Source organism: Deinococcus pimensis DSM 21231 (genome assembly GCF_000519345.1).
Taxonomy (GTDB): Bacteria; Deinococcota; Deinococci; order Deinococcales; family Deinococcaceae; genus Deinococcus_A; species Deinococcus_A pimensis.
Map to the genome: position 1 here is coordinate 1 of NZ_KI912664.1, position 2,094 is coordinate 2,094.

General features: G+C 74.2%; 3 protein-coding genes. 1 reads left to right on the forward strand and 2 read right to left on the reverse strand.

Annotated features, from left to right (window positions below):
• Window positions 1-527, forward strand: a 527-nt coding sequence (locus tag DEIPI_RS0117570; protein WP_027482619.1) for a GGDEF domain-containing protein, incomplete at its 5' end; no start/stop codon positions are given.
• Here the strand turns inward: DEIPI_RS0117570 and DEIPI_RS0117575 are convergent.
• Both DEIPI_RS0117575 and DEIPI_RS0117580 read right to left on the reverse strand, forming a co-directional pair.
• Complete coding sequence (locus tag DEIPI_RS0117575) at window positions 524-1,297, reverse strand: ABC transporter ATP-binding protein (protein WP_084474517.1); 774 nt, start codon at window positions 1,295-1,297, stop codon at window positions 524-526. The genes DEIPI_RS0117570 and DEIPI_RS0117575 overlap by 4 nt on opposite strands.
• Window positions 1,294-2,094: ABC transporter ATP-binding protein (locus DEIPI_RS0117580; RefSeq protein ID WP_157463772.1), on the reverse strand; the 801-nt coding region annotated here is incomplete at its 5' end. The genes DEIPI_RS0117580 and DEIPI_RS0117575, both read right to left, overlap by 4 nt.

The window sequence follows — 2,094 nt, forward strand, 5'->3', positions numbered from 1 at the left end:
CGGCGCGCAGCGTCAGCGTCGCGCTGGGAAGGCAGGCGCACCTGCGCTCGCTGGAGCGGGCCGCGCTGCACGACACCCTCACCGGCCTGCGCAACCGCCGCGCCTTCGACCTCGACCTCGAGGCGCGCCTCGCGCTCGGGGAGCCCTTCGCGGTGGGCATCGTGGACCTCGACGGCCTCAAGGGCGTCAACGACCGCGAGGGCCACGAACGCGGCGACGAACTCCTGCGCCGCTTCGCGATGGCGCTCCAGGAGAGCCTGAGCGGCACGGACGGCGTCTACCGCCTCGGGGGGGACGAGTACGCGCTGCTGCTGAGCGCGCACGAGGAGGGACGCGTCGAACACACCGTGACCCTGCGGGTGGAGCGCGCCACGCAGATCGTGCGCGCCCTCGGCTTCCCGCTCGTCGGGGCGAGCCTGGGACTGGCCGTCCATCCGGACGACGCGCGGAGCGGGCCGGAGCTCGTGCGGCTCGCGGACACCCGCATGTACGCCCGCAAGCAGCTCGCCCGCGTGCCCCAGGCCTAACGCGCCCCGAGGTAGGCCGCCACGACCGCCGCGTCCTCCGCCAGAGCCGCCGCCGGGCCCTGCAGGCGCACGTCGCCCGTCTCCAGCACGTAGCCGTGATCGCTGACCTTCAGCGCCGCGCGGGCGTTCTGCTCCACGAGCAGCATCGTGACGCCCTCGGCGCGCAGCGCCTCCAGGATGTGGAAGATCTCGCGCACCACGATGGGCGCGAGCCCCAGGCTGGGCTCGTCGAGCATCAGCAGACGCGGCCGCGCCATGAGGGCCCGTCCGATGGCGAGCATCTGCTGCTCCCCGCCCGAGAGCGTCCCGGCGAGCTGACGGCGGCGTTCGCGCAGCCTCGGGAAGCGCCCGAACACCCCGGCGAGGTCGTCCGCGAAGCGCCGCTCGCCCCGGCGGTAGCGGGCGTACGCGCCGAGCCGCAGATTGTCCTCCACGGTCATGCTCGCGAAGAGCTCGCGCCGCTCGGGCACGAGGACCATCCCGCGTCCCACGCGCGCCTCCAGCGCCACGCCGGAGAGGTCCGCGCCGTCGAGCGTCACGGCGCCCGACCTCGGCGGCAGCACGCCCATGATCGCGGAGAGCAGCGTCGTCTTGCCCGCCCCGTTCGGCCCGATGACGGACACGATGCTGCCCGCCGCGACGTCGAGCGTCACGCCGTGCAGCGCCTCCACCTTGCCGTAGTTGACGTGCAGGTCCGTGACGCGCAGCAGGGGGGCCGGCCCGCCCGCCACGGACGTCCCGACCTGCCCTCCCGTGTTCGTGGCGGTCACGCGACACCTCCCAGGTACGCCTCGCGCACGCCCTCGTGCGCCTGGATCTCGGTGGGAGAGCCCTCCGCGAGCTTCTCCCCGTAGTTCATCACGACGAGGCGGTCCGCGAGGTTCATCACGAGGTCCATGTCGTGCTCCACGAGCAGCACCGTCACGCCCTCGCCGCGCAGGCGCCGCAGGAGTGCGGCGAGCTCCTGCTTCTCGTGGTAGCGCAGCCCGGCGGCGGGCTCGTCGAGCAGCAGCAGCAGCGGATCGGACACGAGCGCCCGCGCGATCTCCAGCAGGCGCTGCTTGCCCAGCGGGAGGTTCCCCGCGAGCGTGAAGGCCTCCTCGCGCAGGCCGACGCGCTCCAGCTGACGCAGCGCCTCGGCCTGCAGGCTGGCCTCCTCGCGCCGCTCGGCGTGCAGCATGGACCGCACGATCCCGGCGTGCGCGCGGGCGTAGCCGCCCATCATGGTGTTCTCCACGAGCGTCATCTCCGGGAAGAGCCGCACGTGCTGGAAGGTGCGGCCCATCCCGAGCCGCGCCACGGCCCGCGCGGGCAGCCGCGTCACGTCCCGGCCACGGAAGGTCACGCGGCCCGCCGTGGCGGGATTCACGCCCGTCACGAGGTTGAACATGGTGCTCTTGCCCGCGCCGTTCGGGCCGATGAGCCCCAGGATCTCGCCCGCGCGCAGCGTGAAGCTCACGTCCGAGACGGCGCGCAGCCCCCCGAACTGCTTCACGGCGCCCTCGACGCGCAGCAGCTCCTCGCCCGGGGTGGGCCGCTCGCGGCGCGGCAGCAGGGGGGCGCTGCC